The following is a 3,801-nucleotide window of genomic DNA, read 5'->3' on the forward strand; positions in this document are numbered from 1 at the left end:
CTATAATGAAGAACAAAACCCTAAGGATTCGAACCCCTGTTACCGCCGACTCTTTATAAACCAAAGTTGGCGATGTCCTAATCTCTATTTCTAGACGAATGGGACACATTTGATACGTTATACTCTGTATCGAGTGAATACTCATTGATGTCTGTAGGCTAAACATCAGTGCTTTTAGATTGTTAAACGTTTTTTCTAAAACAATAGTTTCGAATTATGTTCAACCATCTTAAATATGGTATCCCATAGGGGATTCGAACCCCTGTTACCGCCGTGAAAGGGCGGTGTCCTAGGCCTCTAGACGAATGGGACACATTTGATACGTTATACTCTGTATCGAGTGAATACTCATCAATGTCTGTAGGCTAAACATTGGTGCTAATTACCTATAATGAAGAACAAAACCCTAAGGATTCGAACCCCTGTTACCGCCGACTCTTTATAAACCAAAGTTGGCGATGTCCTAATCTCTATTTCTAGACGAATGGGACACATTTGATACGTTATACTCTGCATCGAGTGAATACTCATTGGTGTCTGTAGGCTAAACACCAGTGCTAATTACCTATAATGAAGTGCAAAACCCTAAGGATTCGAACCCCTGTTACCGCCGACTCTTTATAAACCAAAGTGGGCGATGTCCTAAGCTCAATTTCTAGACGAATGGGACACATTTGATACGTTATACTCTGTATCGAGTGAATACTCACTAATGTCTGTAGGCTAAACACCAGTGCTAATTACCTATAATGAAGAACAAAACCCTAAGGATTCGAACCCCTGTTACCGCCGACTCTTTATAAACCAAAGTGGGCGATGTCCTAATTTCTATTTCTAGACGAATGGGACACATTTGATACGTTATACTCTGTATCGAGTGAATACTCATTAATGTCTGTAGGCTAAACATCAATGCTAATTATCTACTTAAAGACTGTTAAGTAAGTGGTGGAGCTACACGGGATCGAACCGTGGACCTCTTCACTGCCAGCGAAGCGCTCTCCCAGCTGAGCTATAACCCCGTCTTACTTAATGCTTTTGAATATGCTACTAGAAAAAATCTAACATCATGTCTCAACTGCGAGGCGCATTCTATGCAGCATACCCAAAAGTGTCAACTCGTTTTTTAGGAATTTATTCTATCTGCTACAAATTCAATCGCTTTGGATATTCTTTGTGCAGATCTTTCTTTTCCGATTAAGAACAAGGTTAAATCTAACGCAGGAGACTGTCCTGCGCCAGTAACAGCAACGCGTAAAGGCATACCGACTTTACCCATGCCCACATCAAGTTCTGTCGCTGTCGCTTCAATAACGTTGTGAATATTCTCTACACTCCAATCATTTAGTTCAGATAACTTTTGATTGAACAATGTTAAAGGCTCTAGTGCCACGCCGCGTAGATGCTTCTTAGCTTGTGCTTCATCGAAGTTATCAAAATCTTCATAGAAGTAACGGCTTGAAGCGGCTAATTCTTTTAATGTTTTTGCTCGTTCAGATAATGCGGTAACAATTTCAGTTAACGCTGGACCATTACTAGTATCAATTTTCTGATCTTCCATATGCCATTGCAAATGTGATGCGACATAAACAGGATCGAGAGACTTGATATAATGTTGGTTTAACCAAATGAGCTTATCAGTATTAAAAGCTGAAGCAGCTTTATTGATATCATCTAACTTAAACAGCGTTTTCAACTCTTCCATTGAAAATATTTCTTGATCGCCATGAGACCAACCTAAGCGAACAAGATAGTTTAATAGTGCTTCTGGTAGATACCCATCATCACGGTATTGCATAACGCCCACAGCACCATGACGTTTAGATAATTTGGCGCCATCGTCACCTAGAATCATCGACACATGTGCATATTCAGGGATCGGTGCGCCTAATGCTTTAAGGATATTGATTTGGCGTGGCGTATTATTAATATGATCTTCACCGCGTACAACGCAGGTAATACCCATGTCCCAGTCATCTACTACAACACAGAAATTATAAGTCGGTACGCCATCGGTACGCTTAATGATTAAATCATCAAGCATATCGTTAGAAATTTCGATTCGACCACGAACGTGATCATCAAATATAACACTGCCTTCAATTGGGTTTTTAAAGCGAATGACAAAAGGTTCGTCAGTGTCACGAGGTGCAAGGTTACGACAACAACCGTCGTATTTCTGTTGCAAACCTTGCGCAGCCTGATCTTCACGCATGCTCTCAATGCGTTCACGCGAGCAATAGCATTTGTATGCAGTGCCGGTATCTAGCATTTGCTCGATAATTTCGTTGTAACGATCAAAACGTTTAGTTTGGTAATAAGGGCCTTCATCCCATGTTAGTCCTAACCAGTTCATACCATCAAGAATGGCATCACATGCTTCTTGAGTTGAACGTTCAATGTCAGTGTCTTCAATACGAAGCACGAATTCACCATTGTTAGCACGTGCGTGCAACCATGAATAAAGTGCAGTACGAGCACCACCTACATGAAGAAAGCCTGTTGGACTTGGAGCAAAACGCGTCTTAGTAGTCATAATCGGACACTAACCTATTTATAAACGTCTAAATAAAGACAAACAAAAAAATGTGCTGCTATTCTAACAGTCAAATTCAGTAGTTGAAATGGTGAGGGGGGCAAACCTGAGGTAGTTTTTAAATTTACTTTATCTATAGTGAAAAGAATAGGCTTGAATGCTTGACGATAGAAATCCATTTTGGCCATTGAATACAAAGTTTGTTATTGCTATTTATAAGAGCGATTAATCAATTTAAGTTTGATTATGAATATAAATAATCTATAACAATCTATTGATTAACAAAGCATCAAAGCGAACAATTTTAGGTCGACTGACATTTTTTTAATTAAAAAGCGTTGACAGGTTTTACTTGCCCCCTATAATACGGCCCCACACAGCATGAGGTCGCTTAGCTCAGCTGGGAGAGCACCTCCCTTACAAGGAGGGGGTCACTGGTTCGAGCCCAGTAGCGACCACCATATCTTCATTGATGAAGATATTCTTATGTTGATTACATCCCAGGTCGCTTAGCTCAGCTGGGAGAGCACCTCCCTTACAAGGAGGGGGTCACTGGTTCGAGCCCAGTAGCGACCACCATGTAATCTGATAAAATGATGTGTAGAGTCCCAGGTCGCTTAGCTCAGCTGGGAGAGCACCTCCCTTACAAGGAGGGGGTCACTGGTTCGAGCCCAGTAGCGACCACCATTTCTCCAATAGAAAGGTCGGACTCAAACGTAAAATATCCCAGGTCGCTTAGCTCAGCTGGGAGAGCACCTCCCTTACAAGGAGGGGGTCACTGGTTCGAGCCCAGTAGCGACCACCATATTTTATGCGTTTAAAGCTTGATATCCCAGGTCGCTTAGCTCAGCTGGGAGAGCACCTCCCTTACAAGGAGGGGGTCACTGGTTCGAGCCCAGTAGCGACCACCATATCAAACCATAATATCTACGTTATATCCCAGGTCGCTTAGCTCAGCTGGGAGAGCACCTCCCTTACAAGGAGGGGGTCACTGGTTCGAGCCCAGTAGCGACCACCATATTCTTCGTTATGCCCTCAAATTTAGTCAATATCTTTCCATATTTAAGAAACTCATATCTCATTTTGGTAATTAAATCTTATTTAGATTATTCTAATCCGATTGTTACAATTCAATTGTACGTATGCGTCCGGCGAACTACGCCTTGTCTAGCCTAACCTGCCAGGGTAAGAGATTGTTGAGGTCACAATCAGGGTAGGATAATTGCTCTAAGCAGTGTTCGATGTAATCGAACGGGATAAGTCCA

1 protein-coding gene and 8 tRNA genes are annotated in these 3,801 nt (G+C 41.8%); 6 read left to right on the forward strand and 3 right to left on the reverse strand.

The window, feature by feature from the left end; genetic code table 11:
* Positions 1 to 236: 236 nt before the first annotated feature.
* The 3 genes from AC19MX_RS20950 to gltX all read right to left on the reverse strand — a co-directional run bounded on the left by AC19MX_RS20950 (position 237) and on the right by gltX (position 2,536).
* Positions 237 to 312: transfer RNA gene (locus tag AC19MX_RS20950), tRNA-Glu, on the reverse strand.
* A 634-nt stretch (positions 313 to 946) separates the two neighbouring features.
* Positions 947 to 1,022, reverse strand: a tRNA-Ala gene (locus AC19MX_RS20955).
* 104 nt (positions 1,023 to 1,126) lie between these two features.
* Positions 1,127 to 2,536: a glutamate--tRNA ligase gene (gltX, locus tag AC19MX_RS20960; protein ID WP_432401729.1), complete on the reverse strand. Its 1,410-nt coding sequence runs from the start codon at positions 2,534 to 2,536 to the stop codon at positions 1,127 to 1,129.
* 385 nt (positions 2,537 to 2,921) lie between these two features.
* On the opposite strand from gltX, the gene AC19MX_RS20965 reads away from it, so the two are divergent.
* The 6 genes from AC19MX_RS20965 to AC19MX_RS20990 all read left to right on the forward strand — a co-directional run bounded on the left by AC19MX_RS20965 (position 2,922) and on the right by AC19MX_RS20990 (position 3,554).
* Positions 2,922 to 2,997 (forward strand) — tRNA-Val (locus AC19MX_RS20965).
* A 42-nt stretch (positions 2,998 to 3,039) separates the two neighbouring features.
* Positions 3,040 to 3,115 (forward strand) — tRNA-Val (locus tag AC19MX_RS20970).
* A 32-nt stretch (positions 3,116 to 3,147) separates the two neighbouring features.
* Positions 3,148 to 3,223 (forward strand) — tRNA-Val (locus AC19MX_RS20975).
* Between the two features lie 42 nt (positions 3,224 to 3,265).
* Positions 3,266 to 3,341 (forward strand) — tRNA-Val (locus AC19MX_RS20980).
* 30 nt (positions 3,342 to 3,371) lie between these two features.
* Positions 3,372 to 3,447 (forward strand) — tRNA-Val (locus AC19MX_RS20985).
* A gap of 31 nt (positions 3,448 to 3,478) precedes the next feature.
* A tRNA-Val gene (locus tag AC19MX_RS20990) sits at positions 3,479 to 3,554 on the forward strand.
* Positions 3,555 to 3,801: the final 247 nt, after the last annotated feature.

It is taken from the genome of Shewanella sp. MF05956, from assembly GCF_059758055.1.

What these genes read in the sequence shown, in the direction of transcription:
- gltX (WP_432401729.1), bottom strand. Translation starts at nt 2,536, where the DNA reads ATGACTACTAAGACGCGTTTTGCTCCAAGTCCAACAGGCTTTCTTCAT.